General features: G+C 62.9%; 20 protein-coding genes and 4 pseudogenes. 18 read left to right on the top strand and 6 right to left on the bottom strand.

What is annotated here, in order from left to right; translation table 11 throughout:
* Nucleotides 1-74: 74 nt before the first annotated feature.
* The 3 genes from ATN00_RS20885 to ATN00_RS20875 are packed head-to-tail and all read right to left on the bottom strand — an operon-like array spanning nucleotide 75 to nucleotide 3,963.
* Nucleotides 75-983 carry a ribose-phosphate pyrophosphokinase gene (locus ATN00_RS20885; protein ID WP_062069258.1) on the bottom strand — a complete coding sequence of 303 codons (909 nt, stop codon included), beginning with the start codon at nucleotides 981-983 and terminating at the stop codon, nucleotides 75-77.
* The gene (locus ATN00_RS20880; protein WP_004212749.1) at nucleotides 980-2,518 is read right to left on the bottom strand and encodes a thymidine phosphorylase family protein; all 1,539 of its coding nucleotides are present in this window, start codon (nucleotides 2,516-2,518) and stop codon (nucleotides 980-982) included. Before ATN00_RS20880 ends, ATN00_RS20885 begins: the two co-directional genes overlap by 4 nt.
* Nucleotides 2,515-3,963, bottom strand: coding sequence for an MBL fold metallo-hydrolase RNA specificity domain-containing protein (locus tag ATN00_RS20875; protein WP_031304554.1), 1,449 nt, complete (start codon nucleotides 3,961-3,963; stop codon nucleotides 2,515-2,517). Before ATN00_RS20875 ends, ATN00_RS20880 begins: the two co-directional genes overlap by 4 nt.
* A gap of 252 nt (nucleotides 3,964-4,215) precedes the next feature.
* Between ATN00_RS20875 and ATN00_RS20870 the strand changes: the two genes are divergently transcribed.
* Together ATN00_RS20870 and ATN00_RS20865 are read left to right on the top strand one after the other, a co-directional pair.
* Nucleotides 4,216-4,479 carry a DUF2933 domain-containing protein gene (locus tag ATN00_RS20870; protein ID WP_007683380.1) on the top strand — a complete coding sequence of 88 codons (264 nt, stop codon included), beginning with the start codon at nucleotides 4,216-4,218 and terminating at the stop codon, nucleotides 4,477-4,479.
* Nucleotides 4,476-5,147, top strand: a pseudogene (locus tag ATN00_RS20865) (methyltransferase family protein); the annotation flags it as partial. The gene ATN00_RS20870 and the pseudogene ATN00_RS20865, both read left to right, overlap by 4 nt.
* 117 nt (nucleotides 5,148-5,264) lie before the next feature.
* Here ATN00_RS20865 and ATN00_RS20860 read toward each other — a convergent pair.
* A complete protein-coding gene (locus ATN00_RS20860) occupies nucleotides 5,265-5,834 on the bottom strand; it encodes a hypothetical protein (RefSeq protein WP_013039076.1) in 570 nt (189 codons plus the stop codon).
* Between the two features lie 221 nt (nucleotides 5,835-6,055).
* Here ATN00_RS20860 and ATN00_RS20855 point away from each other — a divergent pair, with 221 nt between their 5' ends.
* The 8 genes and pseudogenes from ATN00_RS20855 to ATN00_RS23515 all read left to right on the top strand — a co-directional run.
* Nucleotides 6,056-6,817 carry a helix-turn-helix transcriptional regulator gene (locus ATN00_RS20855; protein ID WP_013849920.1) on the top strand — a complete coding sequence of 254 codons (762 nt, stop codon included), beginning with the start codon at nucleotides 6,056-6,058 and terminating at the stop codon, nucleotides 6,815-6,817.
* A 13-nt stretch (nucleotides 6,818-6,830) separates the two neighbouring features.
* A complete protein-coding gene (locus ATN00_RS20850) occupies nucleotides 6,831-7,577 on the top strand; it encodes a LuxR family transcriptional regulator (protein ID WP_007683385.1) in 747 nt (248 codons plus the stop codon).
* 74 nt (nucleotides 7,578-7,651) lie between these two features.
* Nucleotides 7,652-8,263, top strand: a complete 612-nt coding sequence (locus ATN00_RS20845) for an acyl-homoserine-lactone synthase (RefSeq protein ID WP_007683387.1) — start codon at nucleotides 7,652-7,654, stop codon at nucleotides 8,261-8,263.
* A gap of 11 nt (nucleotides 8,264-8,274) precedes the next feature.
* Nucleotides 8,275-9,207, top strand: a complete 933-nt coding sequence (locus tag ATN00_RS20840) for a phytanoyl-CoA dioxygenase family protein (protein WP_013039073.1) — start codon at nucleotides 8,275-8,277, stop codon at nucleotides 9,205-9,207.
* Between the two features lie 63 nt (nucleotides 9,208-9,270).
* Nucleotides 9,271-9,609 carry a hypothetical protein gene (locus ATN00_RS20835; protein ID WP_009823965.1) on the top strand — a complete coding sequence of 113 codons (339 nt, stop codon included), beginning with the start codon at nucleotides 9,271-9,273 and terminating at the stop codon, nucleotides 9,607-9,609.
* Complete coding sequence (locus tag ATN00_RS20830) at nucleotides 9,606-10,271, top strand: lytic transglycosylase domain-containing protein (protein ID WP_021224381.1); 666 nt, start codon at nucleotides 9,606-9,608, stop codon at nucleotides 10,269-10,271. The genes ATN00_RS20835 and ATN00_RS20830 overlap by 4 nt, the downstream gene beginning before the upstream one ends.
* On the top strand, nucleotides 10,268-10,606 hold the full coding sequence (locus ATN00_RS20825; protein ID WP_013039070.1) for a TrbC/VirB2 family protein: 339 nt from the start codon (nucleotides 10,268-10,270) through the stop codon (nucleotides 10,604-10,606). Before ATN00_RS20830 ends, ATN00_RS20825 begins: the two co-directional genes overlap by 4 nt.
* Nucleotides 10,603-10,785, top strand: a pseudogene (locus ATN00_RS23515) (VirB3 family type IV secretion system protein); the annotation flags it as partial. The gene ATN00_RS20825 and the pseudogene ATN00_RS23515, both read left to right, overlap by 4 nt.
* 71 nt (nucleotides 10,786-10,856) lie before the next feature.
* Here the strand turns inward: ATN00_RS23515 and ATN00_RS20815 are convergent.
* Nucleotides 10,857-12,220, bottom strand: a protein-coding gene (locus tag ATN00_RS20815) for an IS3 family transposase (protein WP_373886176.1) whose coding sequence is annotated in 2 segments (ribosomal slippage) — nucleotides 10,857-11,870 and nucleotides 11,873-12,220 — 1,362 coding nt in all. Because the reading frame shifts where the segments join, the coding sequence is not laid out codon by codon here.
* A 106-nt stretch (nucleotides 12,221-12,326) separates the two neighbouring features.
* Between ATN00_RS20815 and ATN00_RS24310 the strand changes: the two are divergent.
* From ATN00_RS24310 to ATN00_RS24085, 7 genes and pseudogenes are all read left to right on the top strand, one after another.
* A pseudogene (locus ATN00_RS24310) lies at nucleotides 12,327-12,557 on the top strand (TrbL/VirB6 family protein); the annotation flags it as partial.
* 340 nt (nucleotides 12,558-12,897) lie between these two features.
* Entirely contained in the window at nucleotides 12,898-13,596 is a 699-nt protein-coding gene (locus ATN00_RS20800) for a VirB8 family type IV secretion system protein (protein ID WP_013039065.1), read from the top strand.
* On the top strand, nucleotides 13,593-14,450 hold the full coding sequence (gene virB9, locus ATN00_RS20795; protein WP_007683410.1) for a P-type conjugative transfer protein VirB9: 858 nt from the start codon (nucleotides 13,593-13,595) through the stop codon (nucleotides 14,448-14,450). The genes ATN00_RS20800 and virB9 overlap by 4 nt, the downstream gene beginning before the upstream one ends.
* A gap of 3 nt (nucleotides 14,451-14,453) precedes the next feature.
* Nucleotides 14,454-15,671 (top strand): type IV secretion system protein VirB10, encoded by a 1,218-nt coding sequence (gene virB10, locus ATN00_RS20790; protein ID WP_014072617.1) that lies wholly within the window; start codon nucleotides 14,454-14,456, stop codon nucleotides 15,669-15,671.
* A gap of 3 nt (nucleotides 15,672-15,674) precedes the next feature.
* Nucleotides 15,675-16,679, top strand: a complete 1,005-nt coding sequence (gene virB11, locus ATN00_RS20785; RefSeq protein ID WP_056383895.1) for a P-type DNA transfer ATPase VirB11 — start codon at nucleotides 15,675-15,677, stop codon at nucleotides 16,677-16,679.
* Entirely contained in the window at nucleotides 16,663-18,627 is a 1,965-nt protein-coding gene (locus tag ATN00_RS20780; protein ID WP_062069252.1) for a type IV secretory system conjugative DNA transfer family protein, read from the top strand. Before virB11 ends, ATN00_RS20780 begins: the two co-directional genes overlap by 17 nt.
* Nucleotides 18,617-19,060: pseudogene (locus tag ATN00_RS24085) on the top strand (LPD7 domain-containing protein); the annotation flags it as partial. The gene ATN00_RS20780 and the pseudogene ATN00_RS24085, both read left to right, overlap by 11 nt.
* A gap of 132 nt (nucleotides 19,061-19,192) precedes the next feature.
* Here ATN00_RS24085 and ATN00_RS24080 read toward each other — a convergent pair.
* On the bottom strand, nucleotides 19,193-19,384 hold the full coding sequence (locus ATN00_RS24080) for a hypothetical protein (RefSeq protein ID WP_156405541.1): 192 nt from the start codon (nucleotides 19,382-19,384) through the stop codon (nucleotides 19,193-19,195).
* 196 nt (nucleotides 19,385-19,580) lie between these two features.
* Here ATN00_RS24080 and ATN00_RS20770 point away from each other — a divergent pair, with 196 nt between their 5' ends.
* Entirely contained in the window at nucleotides 19,581-23,051 is a 3,471-nt protein-coding gene (locus ATN00_RS20770) for a class I SAM-dependent DNA methyltransferase (RefSeq protein ID WP_056383894.1), read from the top strand.

Raw genomic sequence — 23,051 nt, 5'->3', positions numbered from 1 at the left:
GGAGATTGGTTCGGACTCGTTTAGGGTCAATGGATGAGGACGCGCACAGCGTTTGCCGGGCGTTCATTTCCGTCTTAGAACTGACGCGCAGCACGCCATTCAATCCGGTGGCGAACGGCCTCCGCGATCGCTGGCATGACGTCTATATCATTCGACGCATGTGCAACCGCGTTCGTGCTGACGATCCTTTCGACAAGCCCACCCAGAACCTGCGCTGCATCGCCGGCAAAAAGCGGATGCACGACCACGCAATCCGGTCGCGCGAACCCCATGCCGACCAGTTGGCGCGCCGCCTCGGTGAGGGTCCGACCGGATGAGGCGATATCGTCGACCAGCACCGGCTGGCGATCGAGAAACGCTGGGGCATTCGGAATCGAGATGGTGACGTGACGGTCGCCGGATCGGATTTTCTCGCACACGAGAAACGGAGCATCGGCATCGGCCGCCACCTGCGAGACCCACTGTTCGCTTTCCAGGTCCGGACCGATGATCAGCGGGCGAGCGACATTGCGCTTGATCCACGAGGCCAAAAACGGCGCGGCATGAACAACCTGGGTTGGGATGCGGTAGATTTCCGACAATTCATGGTAGCGATGGAGATGCGGATCGACCGCCACCAGCCAGTCGAGATGGCGAGACAGGATCGCAGCAAAGGTTCGCGACGTCACCGCCTCGCCGGCATGGAAGCGTATGTCCTGGCGCATGTAAGCGAGGTAAGGGGCGACGAGCCCGATCCTGCGAGCGCCAAGATCGCGCGCGGTGTCGGCTGCGAACAGCAGCGGCAACAGCTTGGCGTCCGGATGATCGAGACTGGACAGCAGGATGACCTCGCGGTCGCTGACGTCGTTTCCGACCCTGAGATAGGTTTCCCCGTCAGGAAACTGACGATGCTCGATCGTGCCGACCTCTGCATCGAGCGCGGCGGATAGCGGCTGTGCCAGGGCCTCGCTGCCAGGCAGCGCGAACAGGACGGGACGGTTCATAGCGCTTCAATCCCGAAGATCGGCCCGTCGCTCACGGCATAGGCCGCCGCATAGTCGAGCTCGCCCGGGCTCTCGGCATGAATGCTACACAAGGGAGCCCCGGCATCCACCATCTGGTTCAGCCGACACTGCAGTGCGACGCCAGCGGCCTTGGCCACCGGCGCGCCGGCGAGCTTCGCGACCGTCGCGAGCTTGCGATTGTCGATACTCACCAGGCGGCCGCTATAGGGAGCGATCATATCCTGCTGAAACCGGGCGACCGGTGGAGCCCGCATGCCGCCCTGCGCTTCGCAGATACGTTGGAACTTGGCCCAGGCCCCGCCGCTTTCGAGACACGCCCGCGCACGCGCATAGCCTTCGCCGGCCGGGGCCGCGTCAGCGAGCTCAAGCAGTCCTCCCGCCAGCTCGCAGGCCCGGTGGGCGAGATCCTCGGCGCCCGGCTGCCCCTGGAGGACGGCAAGGATATCCTGCGCCTCGAGCGCCGGGCCGATGCCCCGTCCGATCGGCTCCGCGCCGGGGCCGCGCATCACGCGCGTGCGAAGCCCGAAGGCTTGGGCGACCGAGCTCAGCGCGCGCTCGAGCGTATCGGCGGCATCGGTTCCGCGTACCTTGGCGGTCGGCCCGACCGGGATATCGATGACCAGATGGGTCGCACCGGCCGCGATTTTCTTGGACAGCACCGAGGCGACCATCTGCCCTACGGCATCGATATCGAGCACTCGTTCAACGCCGATGATCACATCGTCGGCCGGGCTGAGATTGACGGCGCCGCCCCAGGCGATGCAGCCGCCTTCGCGCTCGACCACCTTGCGGATGGCGGAAACGTCGAGGTCGACAGGTGCAAGCACCTCCATCGTGTCCGCCGTGCCGGCCGGCGAGGTGATCGCCCGCGACGATGTCTTGGGCATGATCAGGCCCTCCGCGGCCATGATCGAGACGATGATCGGCGTGGTGCGATTGCCCGGCAATCCACCGACGCTATGCTTGTCGACGATGACCGCTCCGGACCACTGCAATCGCTCGCCGACATCGACCATCGCCCTGGTCAGGCTGATCGTTTCGTCCGTATCGAGCGGGACCGCTGAGCATGCCGTGATGAACGCCGAGAGATGGACATCGCTATAGCGTCGCTCGGCGATGTCGGTCATGATCGCTGAAAAAGCCCCTTCACTGAGACGATTGCCATAGATGCGCCGACGCACTTCGGCGAGCGAGGCGAGAGGCTGGGCGTGCGCGATCTCGACCGGATCGCCCTCGCTGACGCCGAGCCGCCGCCATGCGGATTCGGACAGGCCGATCTCGCCGGGCGCTGGAGCCTCCGCGGAACTGTGCAGCAGCGAGACGACGATTTCCCGCCCGCCGGCGTGCAGCGCGACCTGCGCGCGCGACGCGAGACCTTCCGAGCGGCAGACGGGACAGTCTTGGCGCATGACCGCGATCAGATCACCTCCGGCAGCCGACAGGCCGAGGCGGTGTGCCCGCAGCGTCGTCGCGACAGGCTCTACTTCGGCGTCCTCGATGATCCCGGGCTTCACGCGAGCATGCCCCAGCTACCCAGCGCCGGTACGCTGCATGCCCAGCCCAGATCCTCCGAGACACGCTTCGCCAGGACCTGGGCGCCGGTCGGCTCGCCATGCGTGACATAGACATGGCGCGGGGGCTCTTGCAGCGACCCGAGCCAGCGCATGAGCTCGTCGCTGTCGGCATGCGCCGAAAGCATCGTCAGGTTGGCGACATCGGCTTCGACCGGGATATACTCGCCGTGGATCTTGATCGTCCGGGCGCCCCCGATCATGGCGGCGCCGCGGGTGCCCGCCGCCTGGAAGCCTGAGAAGAGGATGAGGTTCTTCCCATCCGGCGCGAAGCGCTTGAGATGGTGGAGCACGCGGCCGCCCGTTGCCATTCCACTGGCCGAGATGATGACCTTGGGAGCGGGGTTGGCGGTGAGTTCCTTGGATTCCTCCACTTCGCGCACATAGTGCGCGACGCTGCACGCCGCTTCGCACTCGGCGCGGGCCAGGCGATGCTCGTCCATGAAATCGCACATCAGCCCGCTCGCGTTGATCGCCATCGGGCTGTCGAGGAAGATCGGGATGTCGCGGAGGCGTCCCTGCGCGCGCAGACGCGAGAAATGATAGAGAAGCGACTGAACCCGTCCCACGGCGAAGGCCGGAATCACCACCGTCCCGCCTCTCTCGACGCATCGTTCGACATGATCTCCAAGCGTCTTTGTCGGATCGACCTGCTCGTGGCGCCGATCGCCATAGGTCGATTCCACTAGGACATAGTCGGCGCGCGCGGGCGGCTCGGGATCCTTCATCACCGCATCGCCGTAACGGCCGATGTCGCCTGAGAAGAGGATTGTCCGCCCCTTCCAGTCGATCTCGATCGACGCCGCGCCGAGGATGTGGCCGGCGCGATGGTAGCGCACCCTGATGCCGTCCGTGACTGCATGCCACGCTCCGAACTCGATCGGGCGGAAGAGCTGCAATGCCAGACGCGCGTCGGCCTGGGTGTAGAGGGGCAGCGCCGGCTGGTGCCTGGAGAAGCCGTGCTGGTTGGCGAACTCCGCATCCTTTTCCTGCAGATGGCCGCTGTCGGGAAGAAGGAGCTCGCACAGGGCCGCGGTCGCCCGCGTGGCAAGGACGGTCCCGTCCCAGCCCAGGCGCGCCATGCGCGGTAGTGCGCCCGAGTGATCGAGATGGGCGTGGGTCAGCAGCACCTGGCCGACATCCGCGACTTCGGGTGGGATCGATGCCCAATTAAGGCGGCGCAGATCCCTGGGTCCCTGAAACAGGCCGGAATCGACCACGATCTGAGTTTCACCATCGTCCACCAGATAACGCGACCCTGTGACCGTTCCCGATGCGCCGAGAAAGGCAACGCCGAGACCATCGGCCGGGCGCTTGGCCAGATCGATCCTTGCTTCACGCTCGAAGATGGTCACGCGGGAATGGTGCCGTTTCTTTCTCTTTTGCATGGACGCGGGCCTGCCTCTCACGATTATGTTCGTGAGCGCAGCATTGGTTCGCGGACGCCGCACGCCTATACGCAAAATCCGCAGCACGACTGCTGCTCCCCGACAGCTGCGTCGCCCGAACGCCGATGGCCGATCCCATCGATCGCCTTACCCATGCCTGCGCGATGCCCGGGGGACTTCGGTCTCTACTTATACCTTGCTCCTTGGACTCGAGCCTATGCTGCCCGGACGTTGACCAGAAGAGGACGGCATATGGGCGAACATGACCATCGCATGCGCAAGCGCGGCAAGATCGTTCTGATCGGCTTCCTGCTCGTCGCTAGCTTCTTCCTCCTCACCGAGCATACCGCGCACTTCCTGGGTGTGCTGCCCTATCTCATCCTGCTCGCCTGCCCGCTCATGCACCTGTTCATGCACCGCGGCCATGGTGGGCATCAGCATGGCCATGAGCCCGGTCAGGCACCCGCCGGCTTACCGGCCAATCCCAACGGCCGCATCGAAGGAGAGTCGCGATGACGCACGCCGACTATGGCTATGGTCTGTGGGGGCTCGCGCTGGTTAACGCCGCCGTTTTCATCCTCTTTGCGTTCAGCTTCTTCAAGCCGGCAACTAAACGAGACTGGCGCAGTTTGGGGGCGTTCAGCGCTTTCATCATAGCGCTCTTCGCGGAAATGTATGGCTTCCCGCTCACGATCTTCGTGCTTTCGGGGTGGCTCCAGTCGTATTTCCCCGCTGTCGACTGGTGGAGCCACGATGCTGGACATCTCCTGGAGATGATGTTCGGCTGGCGAGTTAATCCCCATTACGGTCCATTCCACATCGCCAGCTTTGTGCTGATCGGCGTGGGTTACTGGCTGATCTCGGTTGCATGGACGGCCCTTCACTTGAGTCAGCGCAAACACCAATTGGCCCTTACTGGGATTTATGCCCGGATCCGGCACCCGCAATATGTCGGCTTCATTCTCGTCATGCTCGGCTTTTTGCTACAATGGCCGACCCTTTTGACCCTTGCTATGTTTCCGGTGCTCGTCGTGATGTATATTCGGCTGGCTCGGCATGAGGAAAAGGAGGCGCTAGCCAACTTCGGCGAGGTTTACCGCGATTATATGGCTCGCGTGCCCGGCTTCATTCCGAATCTGACAATCCATTCGCGTCGAAGAAGGCCATGGCGATCCTTGACGGGAATGGCTGATGTAATTGCCGGCAAGGTCAATGCTGACGTTCTGACTGGCCTTATTATTCGGACATCGTTACCCGACCTCACAGCACACTACTGCAGCAATCCCGGTTCGACTGCGCAATCATCTTGGGAGGGCAAGTTCGCCTTGCACGGGCAGATTCGGTGTGGAGCTGATGCCCGGCACTAGACGCAGAGCATCGCCGATCAAGGTATAGACGGCGTGGCGCTGGCCGCCACGGTTCCGATGGTCGACGCGATAGCCCTGATAATGTCGGCGGAGCAGGCCTGCATTCACCAGTTCGGAAACGGCGCGACTGAGATTACTCTTGCCGGCTGTGCGAATGCGTGCCCGCATTTCCTCCGCGATCACGCCGCGCCTTTTCTCCGGATCGCCGGGGAGCAGTCCGTTTCTAGCGAGGTCGCTCTCGACCCGCTCGGCCAGCGTAATGCTGCGCGGACCACGCTGGGCCATCGGGGTCAATGCGTCGCATAGCCAATCGCGCAGGGAAACGAGCCCATCGTTCCGCCTGACCCAGGGACCGGCGCTTCCATCTGGCCCCGCCACCTGGGCGATCAGGTTGAGCAGCATGAAGGCATAACGGGGCCGGCTCGATACGGTCGCCAGCGTCTCGAGCACGGCCGCGACATCACAGCCAATGGAGGGTTCAAGAGGCTTGCCTGCATGAAACATAACATGATGGAATCAAGCACAAAGCAGGATCAATGTGAATCCCAAATCGGCGGCCGCAGACGGGTTGTCAGCTATGACACTTTGCCGGCGGATAAAGTGTCATAGGCGATCCATTCTAATCGTAGATTGTTGCGAATCGTTCTCAACTCATCCTGATAATCATGGCGCTCGCCGCTTAGGTGTGGACGAGCCGTCTCCTCGCGAACGAGCTTCCGTCGCCTATGGCGAACAGGATAAAAGACTGCGGCCGCCTTGATGATCTCACGCGCTTTGCGACGGACTGTCAGCGTGCTGAAACCCTTGGCGATCTGCATGGCACGATCGATGCCGCCGTGCGCGATCTTGGCTTCCGCTGGTTCACGCTGCTTCACAATATCGACCTTCGGCGCGGCGACGAGCAAAGCCTGTTCCTCACAACCTATCCGTCGGCCTGGCTCGAGGAAGTTCTAGAAGAACGCCACTATATCGAAGATCCCATTCATGCGGCCTGCGCACGTACGCCCTCTGGACTGGCCTGGGACCGTGTCGGCGACGTGCTGGAGCTCACGCCGCGCCAGCGAGGCATCCTTGACCGCGCCCGGGATCATGACCTTGCATCGGGCTACAGTTTGCCGATCCGGACTCCGGGCGAGCCCGAGGCGATCTTCACTGCGGCCCGATCACGCGACGAGCCGCTGAGTGCAGAAGAGGTTCTGACCGCCCGTCTGCTCGGCTCGGTCGCTTATGATCGGGCGCGCGAGCTGCTTGGCGAAAGGGCAGGGCCATTGGCCTGCGTCCCTCTCAGCCCTCGCCAGGTCGAATGCATCGCGCTCGTCGCGCAAGGCAAAAGCGACTGGGAGATCGGCCAGATCCTCGGCCTCAGCCGCGACACCGTGCACGAATATGTTGAATCGGCCCGCAGGCGTTATGGCGTGCGACGACGCACGCAGCTGGTGCTGCGCGCGGTTCGCGATGGTCATCTCAACATGGAAGCGCTGCTCTGATCTCGCCGGCCATATGATGATCGGGCTTGGGCAAGTTCAGGATTTCTGCGCTGTCGCTGGCGCGATCAAGGACGCTACGGCCTTGTCTGACCTGATGGCCGAAATCACGAAGGCCATGGGCTTTCGGCACTATGCCCTGGTCCATCATGTCGACCTGAAGCCTGCGGTTCGCTCGGTCCACATCGTCGACTATCCGCAAGACTGGGTGGAGCGCTTCCAGGCGAGACGCCTCTATGCGAGCGACCCGATCCACCGCGCCAGCCATCGCACCAATGTGGGCTTTGCCTGGTCGGCGGTTCAGTCGATCATCTCTCTGACGGCCGCCGATCGCTCGATCCTGGCAGAAGCCTACGAGGCCGGGCTGGGCGACGGCTTCACCGTTCCGGCCCATATTCCTGGCGAGCTCAATGGATCCTGTTCCTTCGCGATGGCGGCGGGCGAGATGCTCGACCATCGGCAGCTGCCGTTCGTGCAGCTCGTCGGCAGCTTCGCGTTCGAAGCGGCACGCAAGATTTCCCGGATCCACGCGCCGCAATCCGAATGCCCGAGCCTGACCGAAAGGCAGGCCGAATGCGTGGCGCTGGTCGCGCGGGGCAAGACCGATTGGGAGATCAGCCAGATCCTCGGCATCGGCCAGGAAACGGTGATCCAGCATGTGAAGGATGCGCGCGACCGCTATGGCGTCACCAAGCGCACCCTCCTCGCCATTCGCGCCTTGTTCGAAGGGCAAATCAGCTTTGCCGATGTGTTCGGCCGATGATCTCCCCAGAACTGGGGATAACGCAAAAAAGCCGCCTCTGATCGACTGACAGGCCTCACCAAAAGGAGGCTGTCATGCACATCGGGACCGGCTTTTCGCAAGCCATGGAACACCGCCTGTTTCGCTCCATGTTCGAGGAGCGCAAGCGGGTCTTCGTCGATCTTCTTCGCTGGGACGTTCCGGTCATCGCCGGTCGCTACGAGATCGATCAGTTCGACAATGATCGCGCCGTCTACATCGTTGTTACCGGGGACGACGGGGAACACCGGGCATCCGCACGGCTTCTGCCGACCACGCACGAGCATATTCTCGGCACGATCTTCCCGGATCTTTGCGAGGAAGCGCCGCCGCGCGGCAGTGCTATCCTGGAAATCACCCGCTTTTGCCTTGCGCGAAAATTGCGCGCCCGGGAGCGTCTCGAGCTGCGCAATCAGCTGGTCACCGCGCTCGTCGAATATGCCCTCGCCAACCAGATCCACAGCTTCACCGGGGTCGCCGAGTGGCCGTGGTTCCAGCAGATCCTGGGTTTCGGCTGGACTTGCCGACCATTGGGTCTTCCCACGTCCGAGCAAGGGCGAAGTCTCGTCGCCTTGCAAATCGATGTGGACGACCGAACGCGCGAGCAGCTGCGCGCGAGCGGCATTTTCCGCCCTGTCGGCCTTGCCGATCTTCCCGCCGCAGCATGAGGAGGGCGATCATGGCCACGATCGCACCGCGCGGCGTCTCCGCCGCGACCAAAGCCGACGAAAATCTGCGGCAGCACGGCTTCTGCATCCTGCGGGATGTCGAGTCTCGGTCACGCATCGAGGAGATCAATCGATCCCTCCATCCGCGTTTTGCCGCCACGCCTTTCTGCCAGGGCGGATTCTACGGCCCTCGGACAAAACGCTTCGGTGGCCTGCTGAAGCGCGCGCCGACGGTTGAAAGTCTTGTCCAAAACCCTGCCGTCATGCGCCTCGTCCACGCTATCCTCGAGCCCTGGTGCGACACGGTCCAGCTCAACCTCACGCAAGCGCTCGAGCTGCACCCGGGGGCGCCAGCGCAATTTCCGCACCGGGATCAGGACATGTGGCGCGGTCCGACCGGCGAGCTCGAATATCTCGTCAACGTCATGTGGCCGATTTCGCCGTTCAAGGCCGAAAATGGGGCGACGCTGGTCTGGCCGGGGAGCCACAATGGCGGGCAGGGCGACGACGGCGCGGAGCCGGTCGCCATCGAAGCGGATCCGGGATCGGCGATCATATTCCTGGGATCGACCCTCCATGGCGCCGGCGCGAATCGTTCAAACGCGGTGCGCCGAGGCATCATCGTCAGCTACTGCCTCGGCTGGCTGAAGCCCTATGAGAACCAGTGGCTGACCTATCCGCCCGAGGTGGCCAGCGCATTCGATCCCGAGCTTGCCGCGCTGGTCGGCTACCAGCAGCACCGCCCCAATCTCGGCAATTATGACGGGCAGTGCCCGTCCATCCTGCTCGGCGGCGATCCGCCAGACCATCTCGCCGCAATCGATGCTCTCCGGCCCGACCAGGAAGGCGCTCTGTCCGAATTCCTGCGGCAGCAAACCGATCAACTCCCCCCCCGGCTAGGGGGATTGCCGAAATCGAGCGCGGTCGGAACAAAAGAGAGGTGAAATCCAACGGATAGCTGACGGCATTTCCCGACGCGGGAGCTGTCTCTCGCGGGGGAAGACCCGATGCAACGTGCAATATTCGGCATGGCGATGCTCGCCCTCGCCACAGCCCTTCCAAGCGCACCGGCAGCGGCGAATGACCTGGGCTGCCAGGTTCTCCTGTGTCTTTCCAATCCCGGTGGCGCGACCCAATACGCGCAATGCGTGTCGCCGATGACCAAGCTATGGCAACGCTTGGCCACCGGCGGCGCCTTTCCCGGCTGTAGCGGCGGCGTCGCCCGCACGAAGGTCTATGATCGCGATTCCACAACTCGCCGCCGGGTGGTCATCACGTTCAACGACGGCCGCAGCCAGACCTTCTCGCTGGCCGGCATCGAGCGTTTGGACGGCGGCCGCCGATGATCCTCGATGTCGCCACCCTTCTTTCGCTTGCAGGAGCTTGCGCACCGACGGTGGCGCCTGAGACGCTCATTTCGATCGTCCACACGGAGAGCCGGTTCAACAGTCTCGCAATCGGGGTCAATAGTCCCGGCGTGCGCGCGCCAAAGCCCGCGACCAAGGCGCAGGCAATCGCTGCGGCGCGCAGCCTGATTGGTCGAGGCTACAACATCGATCTCGGCCTGGGGCAGATCAACAGCGCCAATCTCGGCTGGCTGGGGCTTTCGGTGGAAAATGCATTCGAGCCCTGCTCCAACCTAGCCGCCGCCGCGCGTGTCCTAGCGACCAACTACCAGGCGGTCGCGCGCCTTGCCCCGAGCCGCGATCACGCGATCGCGACCGCCCTGTCGCTGTACAATACCGGCGACCGGCAGCGCGGCTTTCGCAACGGCTATGTCGCCAGGGTCTATGCCAGCGCGTCGGCCGTCATTCCGTTGATCCGGAGTACGGCGCCGGCAACCAGAAACTCGGTCGTTGCCCCAGCGGCTCCGGCCTTCGCTCCGCCACCCGATACCCCTGTTTCGCCCCCGGCCGCAGCCGGGTGGAAAACAGCGGCGAGGGCGAGCCAGGCCTCGCTCATGGTGTTCGGCGACGGGGCCGCATCTCAGAAAGGACAGCATCCATGACAGCAATCACCGCCCACCTGGGCGGACGGCCACAATGGGCGCGACTTCTGCTGCGCATCATCGGCGTGATGGCATTGGCGCTGCTTGTCTCGATACTGCTGAGCGATCCTGCGCACGCGCAAGGTGCCGACGGCATCACGTCCATGGCGGAGAACATCAAGACCTGGCTCACCGGGACCTTCGCCAAGACCATCGCGGTGATCGCGGTCGTGATCGTCGGGTTCATGTTTTTCACCGGGCGCGCCAGCCTCGGCCTTCTGGTGACGGTCATTGTTGGCATCTTCATCGTCTTCAGCGCGCAGTGGATCGTCGACACCATCACGGGTGGCGCGTGAAGGAGAGCGCCGCGCTGGACGAGCGGCTGCGCGAGGAGACGTTGTTTCTCGCGGTCACGCGCCCGACGATGTGGCTCGGCGTGCCGCTCGAAGCCTCGTTGCCGATCGCGCTTGCCGCCTGTCTCACTTTGATCGTCAGCGGCAACCCGCTCTATGCCGGCGCCATCGGAGGCGCCTGTCCGTCGTCAGAACATTCGGCACAACTCGCGGCGTAGATTAGCGGAGTGCGGACCTCGTCAGGGGGTTGATGTTAGGCGGCGAACTTGCGGTGCTGCAAGCGCCGATGTTCGATGGTCTGTCGCTTGATCCTTTCGCGCAGTTTGATGATTGCCGGAGCCCTGCCGAAGTAGGCGTCGGCAGGCGTCACGTTGGCCAGGCTCTCGTGGTATCGCTGGTGATTGTAGTGCTCGACGAAGGCCTCGATGTGGGCTTCGAGGTCGCCGGGCAGGAAGTAGTTTTCCAGCAAGATGCGGTTTTTCAGGGTCTGGTGCCAGCGCTCGATCTTGCCCTGGGTTTGGGGATGACACGGGGCGCCGCGGACATGGCTCATCTTCCGGGCCTCGATGTATTCCGCCAGCTCACCCGCGATGTAGCTGGGGCCATTATCGCTGAGTAGCCGGGGTTTGTGCAGCACCGTGGCGCTGTCGCAACCAGAAGCCGCCAGGGCGAGGTCCAGCGTGTCGGTGACGTCCTCGGCTCGCATGTTGGTGCACAGCTTCCAGGCGATGATGTAGCGTGAGAAGTCGTCGAGCACGGTCGACAGATACATCCAGCCCCACCCGATGATCTTGAAGTAGGTGAAGTCGGTCTGCCACATCTCGTTCGGCCGCGTGGTTTTCGTGTGGAACTGATCGGCAGCCTTGATCACGACATAGGCCGGGCTGGTGATCAGGTCGTGGGCCTTCAACAGGCGGTAAACCGTGGATTCCGACACGAAGTAGCGCTGCCCATCGGTGAAGCGCACGGCCAGTTCCCGGGGGCTCAGCTCAGACTGTTCCAGCGCCAGCTCGATGATCTGGTCGTGGATGCCCGCCGGGATGCGGTTCCACACCCGGCTCGGCGCCGATGGCCGATCTTCCAACGCCTCCGGCCCGCCTTCGAGGTAGCGATCATACCAGCGGTAGAATGTCCGACGAGGGATGCCGAGTTGGTCCAGCGTGCGCTTGGCCGACAGGTGCGACTGCTCGACGGTTCTGATGATCTCGAGCTTCTCGGATGCGGGATACCTCATTCGTCGTTGCCCCCATCCGCGACCATGCTTTTTTTGAGCAGACGGTTTTCCAGTGTCAGATCGGCCACGCATTCCTTCAGGGCCCGGGCTTCGCGGCGCAGGTCCTGGACCTCTCCGGTGGTCGCGGCACGGGCGGTGTCGCCGGCCAGGCGGCGCTTGCCAGCTTCCATGAACTCCTTCGACCAGGTGTAATACAGGCTCTGGGCAATGCCTTCCTTGCGGCATAGCTCGGCGATGCTGTCTTCCCCGCGCAGGCCATCCAGCACGATGCGGATCTTGTCCTCGGCCGAAAAGTGGCGCCGGGTCTGTCGGCGGATGTCCTTCACTACCCGCTCTGCTGGGGCCTTGGCGGGCGATTTTACATTGGAGGATCTGGGCTTCATCTTCGTTCCTTCGTCACTACGACGAAGCCCAGATCCTCCTTAAATCACAACCTCAAATCTGTGCCATCGGTGCTGACGGCGGACAGCTGAATCAAAGGCCGATGTGACGATCGGTGCGGTTCTGTTCGCAGTTTACCTCTTTCTAGGAACTATCTTCTTCTTCCAAGCGCCCGCCATCGCGACGGGAATAGCCGGGGGCGCCGCTGCAGGTGTGGGCGCTTTCGCCGGAACGGCCTGGGGCACAATGGCATCTCCCTTCCGACAGCGTCGCGTCATGCGCAACAGCCGCAACTTGGAGCGCGCCGCTCGTCGCGGCGGCACCATCGAAGCGGCGTAGTGAGGCATCATCATGACTTTCCTTTTTCCGCGAATTTCCGCCTCGAGCTTCCGCCGCAGCGTCGCTTGCCTGGTCGGTGGCTTAGCTGTGCTCGGCGTCGCGGGCTGTGCTTCCGGACCCAAGAAGCTCGCGGTTTGCAATGGTCATCGCCTGCGAGACGTGAACATCTACGGAAGCGTCCTGCCTGGCTCGCCAGTGCCTGCCACCACGGCACCAAGAGCTGCGCCGCCCATACCACCCCTGTCCCACCCACGAGACGGCGATCCGCCCCCGCCGCCCGCCGTGCCGTCGCCGTCTACCTCGGACGACAAGATCTCGTTCGCACCAAGGGGACCGCACTATGCGAGCTGCTGATGACCGCTCGGAGGCGGTGCCGGCGTCGGGGCTGCAGCGCTATTTCCGGGACGCACGAAGCTGGGATCAGGACAGGATCCGGAACGCGCTGCGCTCGACCCGCATCGCTTGGAGCATCGCGGCCATCGCCTCACTCCTGGCCGCAGCATCGATCTTTGCAGTTGCGGCTCTGACGCCTCTCAAGACTGTCGTCCCCTATGTTATTCGCGTCAACCAGACCACCGGCGCAGTAGATGTCCAGACCGCGCTCACCCAGCGGCCGATGCGCTACGATGAGGCGGTCACCAAATACTTCCTCGCCCAGTATGTGAGAACCCGCGAAAGCTGGATCCCGGCAGCGGCCGAAGAAAATTTTCGGTTCGTGACGATCCTCTCGCAACCGACTGAACAGCAGCGCTGGGCGCGTTTCTATAGCAGCAACAATGGTGCAAGTCCCCAAAATGTCTGGGGCAAGAATGCGGTCGTGCAAGCGCGCGTGCGCAACATCGCCTTCATCAATGATCGCGTCGCCAATGTGCGGTTCACGCGGACGGTCCAGACCGAGACCGACGTTCAGAACAGCGATTGGATCGCCACAATCACGTTCGCCTACGCCAACGCGCCCATGGCGGAAGGCGATCGCTACCGGAACCCGCTGGGATTCCAGGTCGAAAACTATCGTGCCGATCCGGAGGTGATCCGATGAGGGCGCTCTCCGCCGCCATCATTTGCGCGCTGGTGCCTGTAACGGCGGCGCACGCGGTCGAAGTTCCGCGAGGTGGTCCGTCCGACCCGCGCGTCAAGTTCGTCGAATATGAAGAGACCGAGGTCTATCGGATCGTCGGCACGTTCCGGACCGCAACGCAGATTGTCCTGAGCGACGATGAGACGATCCAGCACGTCGCGCTGGGCGACACCGTATCTTGGGAGGTCGCCGTCGCCGGGCACATCCTGTTCCTCAAGCCGCGTGAGCGTGCCGGACCGACCAATCTCATCGTCACCACGTCGCGCGGAGGCGAATTGCGCAGCTATGCGTTCGAGTTGACCGCTCGCAGCGGTCCGATCACGGGCCGCAACGGCCAAGCCTATTTTCAGGTGCGGTTCCGATATCCCAGGGACGATGCAGACCGCGCCGCGCGTCTCAGGGCCGCGCAGATTGCCATGCAGGCGGCTGCCCTGGAGAGCCGGGCCGTTCGCGGCGCTCTCGATCATGGGGTCGTCGAAGGGCCTCGCAACATGAACTACAAGGTGCAGGGCTCCAGCGAGCTTCAGCCGTCGGAGGTCTCCGATAACGGGCAGTTCACGGTGTTGCGTTTCCCAGCGAACCGCGAGGTGCCGGCTATATATCTGGTGCGACCAGACGGGTCTGAGACGCTGGTTCCCTTCGACGTCCGTGACGAATTCGTCGTCGTCCATCTGGTGGCGCGTCAGCTGCGCCTTCGGCGGGGCGGCGAGGTGCTGTGCATCTATAATCAGGCGCCAGAACCCTATGGGGTCGATCATGGGACGAACACCGGGTCGCCCCATGTCGAGCGCACCATCACACATCCGCAGGAATGAGCCATGGTTGAAGATCCATCCTCCGTTTCGCGCCCTCTGCCGAGCGCCGATCTCACGCCAGAAAAAGACGAGATCCTGCACGAGCGCGGTATCGAGCCGATCGGGGGGATGACGCCTTCCAAGCGTAATACCGCCCTCATCTTTGCCGGCACGGCGATGGTACTCGGCATCCTGTGGGTTAATTCCGGAACGAGCCAACAGGCCTCCAATCGTGACCTCACTGCACCGGGCGGGGCGGCCCAAGAGCGGCGCGATATCGTGGCCCGGGAAACCGTCGATTACGCGGCGGTCGCGCCGCAGCCGAGACCGCTCGGCGCAGGCGGGAACGATCCCAACGCACCGGTGCTCAATCCCGCAGCCGGGGTTCCTGGCCCCGACGGTCAGATCGTCCCTGCCATGCAGCCCGGTGCAGCGCCCGGCCCGTCAGGCGCCCGGCCGAACCTGGCCGACCAGGCGCGACGGTCGACACTCATCGCCTATGGCGGGCGCGATCTCGGTGGAGAGACCTCGCAAGGCCCGGCGGCGGCCTCGAGCGCGCAACCGACCGAAAATTCAGGAACGCCAGGGAGTACGGAGGGCGGTGCGCCCAATGCGCTGGACTTGCTGCGACAAAGCTCAGCCGTAGGCGAAGCGCGAGCCTCGATGCTCCCCAATCGCAATTTTCTGATCACTGCGGGGACATTGATTCCCTGCACCCTTCAGACGGCCATCAATTCCGCACAGCCTGGATACACGTCCTGCCTGATTCCACGGGACGTGTATTCCGAGAATGGCCGGGTCGTGCTCATGGAAAAGGGCACGCGCGTACTCGGCGAGTATCGCGGGGGCATCCAACAGGGGCAGAACCGCCTCTTTGTGCTTTGGACCCGGGCGGTGACGCCACAAGGCGTCCGCATCGACCTTGCCTCGCCTGGGTCAGACGCGCTCGGCCGCGCCGGGCTCGCCGGAGCGGTCGACAGCTTCTTCTGGGCACGGTTCGGCGGCGCGCTCCTACTCTCGCTCGTCGATGACGCCGCCTATATTGCCGGGCAGGCCGCATCGAGCGGCAACGGCAATTTCAACAATGTCACGCGTGCGCCGAGCGAAGGGGCCGCGATCGCGCTCCAGAACAACATCAACATCCGGCCGGTGCTGAAAAAGAACCAGGGCGAGGAGGTCGGTATCTTCGTCGCCAAGGACTTCAACTTCGCCGATGTCTACAATCTGGAGCTGCGGCGGTAAGCCATGCGCGATACCGCCGTCCTCCGCCATTATCTCGAACCGCTTCTTCCGTTGCTGGAGCCGGATGATGTAACCGAGCTCGTCATCAACCGCCCGGGCGAGGCGGGGATCGAGGACCGGCAGGGGTGGCGATGGCATGAGTTGCCTGAACTGGACAGCGAGTGGCTTGGAACGCTCGCCGTCGCCGCGGCAAGCTTCACGCACCAGGACATCGATGGGCAGACGCCGATCTGTTCGACCGTCCTCCCAGGCGGCGAGCGCTGCCAGATCGTGATCCCGTCGGTGACGCCGAGCGGCTGCCCGTCCTTTACGATACGCAAGCCCTCGACCGTAACCCTGCCGATCGACCAGCTCGCACGCGCTGGCCTCTTTGACACGACGCGCGCGAGCGCCCGGGGCCTTACCGAAACCGACGCCGAGTTGGTGGCACTTCGCGACGCGGGCGACTGGCCAGCCTTTTTCAAGGTCGCGGTCGCCGCGCGCAAGAATATCCTGGTCAGCGGGGCGACCGGGTCCGGCAAGACGACCTTGGCGAAAGCGCTTATCCAGCTCATCCCGCCCGACGAGCGGCTGCTTACGATCGAGGACACGCGCGAACTCATCGTGCCCCATCGCAATGTCGTTCACATGGTCTATTCGGGCGAAGGGCAGGGCCGTGCGAAGGTCGGTCCCAAGCAGCTGCTCGAGAGCGCGCTGCGCATGCGCCCGGACCGGATCCTGCTGCAGGAGCTGCGCGACGGCACCGCCTTCTTCTACCTGCGCAACGTCAACTCGGGGCACCCTGGGTCGATCACCACCGTCCATGCTGGCTCTGCGGCGGGCGCCTTCGAGCAGCTGACATTGCTCGTCAAGGAATCCGAGGGCGGCCGCGATCTCGCGCGCGATGATATCCGCGGACTTTTGCGAATGCTCATCGATGTGGTCGTCCAGACCCGGCGCCATGGCGGTCGCTTTGAGGTCGAAGAGGTCTACTTCCACCCGAAGGTGGGCGATGCCGGTGCAGCGTAACTTCTGGATCATCGGCCTGTCCGTTGCCGGCGGCACCTTATTGTGCTGCGCCATCGCCGTGCCAGTTGCCCTCTTTGGGATGGGCCAGATCGGCCCGAACACCGACATCACGGCCTTGCCCGCATGGTTGTGGTACTATCGGGCGGACCCGCTGCTTATTCTTTGGCTAAAGCGCGGGGCTCTGGCGGGCGCTGTTGTGGTCGGGCTCCTCGCAATCGGGATTCTGCGCCGCGGGCCGGCATTGCACGGCACCGCCCGGTTTGCGCGCGAAGGCGAGATCCGGCGGGAGGGCCTTCGCGACGCTGCCGGCATCGTTGTCGGCCGCAAGGCTGGACGTTTCCTGATATTCGGCGGGAGCGAGCATGTTCTGCTCGAGGCGCCCACGCGAGCGGGCAAGGGCGTGGGCGTCGTCATTCCCAATCTGCTGACCTGGCCAGATTCGGTGATCGTGCTCGACGTGAAGCGGGAGAACTGGGGCGCAAGCGCCGGCTATCGGGCACGGGCCGGCCAAGCCGTGCATCTGTTCGATCCGCTCGACGCGGAGGGGCGGACGGCGCGGTACAACCCCCTGGCGCACATCAGGCGGACTGATGACACCGAAGTCATCAACGAGCTGCAGAAGATCGCGGGCATGCTGTTCCCCGCGCCCGAGCGATCCGATCCCTTCTGGGCGGAGGCCGCGCGAGCGGCCTTTGTCGGCGTCGGCGCCCTGGTCGCATCCAACCCGGGCCTGCCCTTCACCATCGGCGAGATATACCGCCGCCTCACGAGCGGGGATCCCAAGAGCGACCTTCCCGCAGCGCTTCAGGAAGCTCGCAGGGTGGGCCAGCGCCTCAGCCAAGCTTGCGTGTCCGCGATCCAAGATTTCACCTCGGCCTCGGACAACACCTTTTCCGGGATCAAGCAGACCATCACCGCACGGCTCAATCTCTGGCTCAACCCCATGGTGGATACCGCCACCTCGGAGAGCGACTTCGACCTGCGCGAGGTGCGGCGTCGGCGCATGTCGATTTACCTTGGCGTGTCGCCTGACAATATCGACCGCATCGCGCCGATCTACAGTCTGTTCCTGCAGCAACTCGTGGATCTCAACACCCGCGACCTTCCTGAGGGCGCTAGCAATGTCCCGGTCCTGGTCCTGCTCGACGAGTTCGCCAGGCTCGGCAAAGCCTCGGTGATTGCGAGCGGCTTCTCCTACGTCGCCGGCTATGGCCTGCGCCTGGTTCCGGTCATTCAGAGCCGATCCCAGCTTCGCGCAATCTACGGTCCCGATGTCACCGACGAGATCATCGCCAATTGCGGCCTCGAGGTTGTCTTCACGCCTAAGGAGCTGAAGGTCGCGAACGAACTTTCCGAACGGCTCGGCTTTTTCACGATGAACGTGAAATCCCGCAGCCGTACCATCCACGGGCTACTGGCGAACCGGAGCATCTCGGAATCTGATCAGCGCCGCGCGCTCCTGCTGCCGCAAGAGCTCATGCAGCTGCCGAAGAACGAGCTCCTGCTCCTTCGCGCCGGCATCCCCCCAATTCGAGGGCGCAAGATCGCCTATTACCGGATGCCGCGCTTCACTCGGCGGGTGGTTGCTCCGCCTGTGCCGTCCGCCCGTCCAATCGCGGCAATGCTTTCCCCACCTACGCCGGCTTCAGCGCGGCAGGGCGCTGGTACACCCGGTCTGAGCGGCGCCCCACAGCAACCGGCGACAAGCTCGGGCGGGACCATACAGGAGGAAATTGTGATGCGGGAAATGACCGACGCCGAGCTAGCAGGTGCGGCCGAGATCACGGATGACATGCTGGTTCTGGGCGACCTGGCCGAACTGCCGCCCCCGGGCGACGAGGCCGCCGCGATCGCCTTCGTGTCGGCGATGGTCGAGCGGGCGCTTGTGCCAGCGGTCGGGCAGGCATCCACATCCATTATCCAGGAAAGGACAGCCCATGTCCGCTGAGAAGTCCGAGAATTCGCGGGGCGCCAGGAAGCGCGCCAATGCCATTTCAATCGGTGAAGGTCAGTCCGCACCGCGTTCTGGGAAAGACACGCGGGACGACATTCCCAAGGATCCCGGCACCCCTAACAAAGGCAAGGAGGGGGCAGGGGTCGAGCCCCGATCAATTTCTGCCGGCGACATACCGGAGCCCCTGCGAAAGCGCTACTTTTCGTCGACCGGCAAATGGTCGGGCGAACCGGCCTACTTCACGACGGCGCAGGCAAAAGAGCCTGCATTTCGGGACCAAGGGCGGCGTCTTGTCACCTCGAGCGAGAGTGAGGAGGTCGTGCGTGATCTCGTCGCCATCGCCCGGCATCGCGGATGGTCGAATGTTCATCTTACTGGCAGCGAAGCCTTCCGCCGGGCAGCATGGCTCGAGGCCAGTCGCCAAGGATTGGAAGTACGAGGATATCGGCCGAACGAACGCGACCTACAAGAATTGGATCGGCTACGGCGAGACAAGAGCCGCAACAGTATTGCGCCGGCTGCCGTTCCATCAATCAGCCTGGAGTCCGGCCGAGGTCAGTCACAGGCTCGCGAGCGACCGACGCGATCCCGACCTGAGGCGCCCGGAGACAGAAACGAGCGAGCCGCGCAAAGTCAGTTGCGAGTGATCGAGGCGGTCGTGCGAACCGCATTGTTCGACAATCCCGAAGCGATCTCGCGTGTTATGAAGGTCGCGACCACGAAACTGCGAAACCACGTCGAACAGGGTCATCAAATTCGTCCTGCCACGGTCAGGGATACACGGGAACGGGGGCCTGTCAAAGTCGCGTCCGGCCGACAGGAATCGTCTAAGGTTCACCCACCTATCCAGCGATCTCGCAGTCGATAGGCGCGACTGAAACCGCTCGCACGGAATAGCTTGATCCTCATCGTCCTGAGCCCCAAAAGACTCAGAGCAAGGGGGGCCTGTGGACGTCGAAGATTTTATTGCGAAGTGGGCACCCGCAGGTGGCAACGAGCGAGCCAACACACAATTGTTTCTAACCGATCTGTGTCAACTGCTCGGCGTAGAGGCCCCGCGGCCAACGCTAAGTGACACAGCGCAGAATGATTACGTCTTCGAACGTCATGTCATCAAAACCGAGATTGATGGCGCTACATCCAACGGCTGGATTGATTGCTATAAGCGTGGCAGTTTCATCTTAGAGGCTAAGCAAGGTAGCAGTGCCGACCTGGCGGCAGTCGACGCTGGTCAAGGTTACTCGCTTCGCGACTTCTTTGGCCAGACTGCGGAGGACCGCTTCAAGCGCGGCATGGCTCGTCGAGACACCGCTGCATGGACCGGCGCTATGCAGCGAGCTGCAAGTCAAGCGGAGGGCTACGCTAAGAATTTGCCCCGCTCACATGGCTGGCCACCTTTCCTGCTGGTCAGCGACGTTGGATATTGCATCGACGTCTATGCGGACTTTCAACGCAACGGGAAAGGCTATGCGCCATTTCCCGACCGTCGTCGGTATCGAATTACCCTCGATGAACTGCGCGACAAGACAGTCCGGGAGCGCCTGGCGGCAATTTGGACCATGCCAATGTCGCTCGACCCCTCGGCCGAGGCGGCACGGGTTACGCGAAAAATTGCGGATCATCTGGCTGTTCTAGCCCAGGGTATCGAAGCTCGAGAGCAGGACCCGGATCGCGTGGCGGCCTTCCTTATGCGTCTCCTCTTTACCATGTTCGCGGAGGACACTGGTCTTATTCCGAAGGCGAGTTTCAGCGCGCTCTTGAAAAAAGTCCGCGATCGCCCCGAACTCCTGGCCCCCCAACTCAGTCAGCTATGGGAGGCGATGGATACCGGTGGCCTTGCGTTTGGCCTTGGTGAGGCAGGGGAGGTTGTGCGTCAGTTCAATGGATACCTCTTTAAGGATGCCAGTGCGCTGGCGCTTGATCAGCGTGAGATCAACGTCCTCATCGACGCAGCGGCATCGGACTGGCGCCAGGTCGAGCCAGCAATTTTCGGAACCTTGCTTGAGCGTGCGCTGAATGCCAAAGAACGCGCCAAGCTTGGCGCGCATTTCACTCCGCGCGCCTATGTAGAGCGACTGGTCGGCCCCACCGTAATGGAACCCCTGCGCGCTGATTGGGAAGGTGCGCGAACCGCAGCAACCTTGGCTGCGGAAGCAGGCGACAAGGAGACCGCGCGTCTTGAGGTCGAACGCTTTCACACCAAGCTCGCAAACATCGTCATTCTAGACCCGGCCTGCGGAACGGGCAATTTCCTTTATGTCGCGCTTGCGCGACTTAAGGAGTTGGAAGGAGAGGTGCTCGAATTGCTCGAAGCACTCGGCGATGAGCGCTATCTTCTTGAGCTCGGCAGCCACACGATTACTCCTGCCAACTTCCATGGCCTCGAAATCAATCCTCGGGCTGCACAGATCGCTCAACTCGTGCTCTGGATTGGCTATCTTCAATGGCATTTTCGTGTGAACGGAGAAGATCGGATGCCCGAGCCCCCCGTTTTGCGTGATGTCAGAACGATCATCCCAGCCGATGCCCTGCTTGATTGGGACGAGAAGCTTCCTGAGATGGAGAACGGCGAGCCAAAGACGATCTGGGATGGTACGTCGATGAAGCCGCATCCAGTGACCGGGCGACCCGTTCCCGATCACTCCGGTCGGCTAACGGTATATCGGTACGTCAATCCGCGGCGGCAAGTCTGGCCGGAGGCAGACTTCATCATCGGGAACCCGCCCTTCATCGGATGCCGCCGAATGCGCAAGCGCCTCGGGTCGCCCTACGTCGATACGCTCCGGAGCGTGTACGGCGACCTTTCTGGCGAGATCGATTTCGTGACCTATTGGTGGGCACGAAGTGCCGAGCAGGTAGCGAATGGCTCTGTTCGAGGATTTGGTCTCATCACGACGAAGACTATTGCCCAATCGAGTAATCGCTCGGTGCTTAGCCGCTATCTCGATCCTGAGCGCGGTGGCAAACTCTACCTGACCTTCGCGATTCCGAACCATCCGTGGCACGATCAGGAAACAACCGCTGCGGTGCGGATCGCGATGACTGCGGCTGCTGCCGGACAAGGCGCAGGACGGCTGTCGAGCGTTTCACTGGAGAAGCGCAAAAAAGGTGAAACACTGCTCGAGTTTGAGGAGCAAGTTGCGCCGATTAACATCGATCTGACTACCGGCGCCAACGTCGCCGGCGCCACCTCACTCAGAGCCAACGGCAACATCTGTCGTATGGGTGTGAAAATGTCCGGTGACGGATTCAAAATCAATACCGAGCAGCGAGCCCGCTTCATCGCCGATGGCGTGCCGCCGGAACGAATGCCGCTGGTTGTGGCCGGCACGGATGTGACTGAGTCTCAAAGTAACACTTACGCTCTCGACTTCTTCGACATCGAGACTGAGGACGAGTTGCATGATCGCTTCCCTGGCGTGCACCGCTACCTGTTCGATCATGTGAAGCCAGAGCGCGATGAAAACGACAGGGAGCAGTACCGCCTCAATTGGTGGCGCTTCGCAGAACCTCGACCGAGGCTTCGTGCAGCCATCAGCGGTCTCCGGCGCTACATCGTCACCAGCGAAACAGCTACGGAGAGGTTCTTCAAGTTTATTCCCAGTGCGGGCCGTCTCGTGGATGGCTCAGTTATAGCGATTGCGTCCGACGACCCCTATGTTCTCGGCGTGGTCTCGAGCACAGCGCACACCGTGTGGGCGCTTCGTGCGGGCGGGCGGATGGGGTCGGGCGACGATCCGCGTTATCAAAATGAAACCTGTTTTGATCCGTTTCCCTTTCCGCCGAGCGTGCCGGAACTGGAGCAGAGGATTCGGATTGCAGCGCGCAAATTGGACAGGTTGCGCCGGAAGGTTCTAGCGCGCCATTCGGATCTGACCCTGACAGCACTTTATACCACGCTCGCCCGTATGCGAGATGCCAAGGGTGGAGTTCTTGATCCCAAATACCGGTCCGTCGCCGAACGCGGCGAAGTCTCGCTCATCCGCCATTATCACCAACAGATAGATGAGGCTGTCGCTGAAGCATACGGTTGGCCGCGCGACTTGGAACATGAGGAAATGCTGGTCAGGCTTGTTGCTTTGAATGACGAGCGAGCCGAGGAGGAGCGTGCGGGGCAGATCCGGTGGGTTCGGCCCTCTTTCCAGGCGAAATCCCTCCGAAAGAAGCCGGCCCAAGTCGTCCTGCAACTTCGCAGAGGCACCAAGGCAAAGAAGGTGGAGCGGGATTGGCCAAGCGCCCTTCCAGAACAAGTGGTTGCCGTCGCAAGCGTCGTGGCGCGGTCCGCCAAACCATTGGCGCCCAAAGATGTTGCCCGTGCATTCAAAGGGAAACGCGCCTCTACAGTCGCGCCAGTGCTTGATGCGCTTGCAGGAATGGGGATGGTACGAAAGCTTGAGGACGGCCGCTATGCGGCCTGA

It is taken from the genome of Sphingobium baderi (genome assembly GCF_001456115.1).
GTDB classification, from domain to species: Bacteria; Pseudomonadota; Alphaproteobacteria; order Sphingomonadales; family Sphingomonadaceae; genus Sphingobium; species Sphingobium baderi_A.
Note: the sequence above shows the minus strand (reverse complement) of the source record. Positions and strands in the feature narration are given on the sequence as shown.